Origin of the sequence: Psychrobacter sp. TB20-MNA-CIBAN-0197, from assembly GCF_040309765.1 — a bacterium.
In the GTDB taxonomy this organism is placed as follows: domain Bacteria; phylum Pseudomonadota; class Gammaproteobacteria; order Pseudomonadales; family Moraxellaceae; genus Psychrobacter; species Psychrobacter submarinus.
This window is the reverse complement of sequence record NZ_JBEOPC010001333.1, coordinates 1-239: the sequence shown is the minus strand read 5'-3', so window position 1 is coordinate 239 and position 239 is coordinate 1. Positions and strand designations below refer to the sequence as shown.

1 protein-coding gene is annotated in these 239 nt (G+C 67.8%); it reads left to right on the top strand.

Annotated elements, in window-relative coordinates; genetic code table 11:
- Positions 1 to 36: 36 nt before the first annotated feature.
- Positions 37 to 239: allophanate hydrolase-related protein (locus AAEY83_RS18285; protein ID WP_502945222.1), on the top strand; the 203-nt coding region annotated here is incomplete at its 3' end.

The following is a 239-nucleotide window of genomic DNA, read 5'->3' as shown; positions in this document are numbered from 1 at the left end:
GCGTTGAACTGGCAACTGACCCAGCGTGGCGGGCGCTTGCTGGAAACCACGTTCAGTTCGCCGGACTATCGACTGCACGCCCTCGCCGGCGGCCCGCCATTGCGGCCGGGGATGGTGCGGGTCAAGGACGCCGGCGTGGCGATTGCCGTGGAGGTCTGGGAATTGCCGAGCAGCGAGCTGGGCTCGTTTCTCACCGGGATTCCGGCGCCGCTCGGGTTGGGCAAGGTGCAATTGGCGGA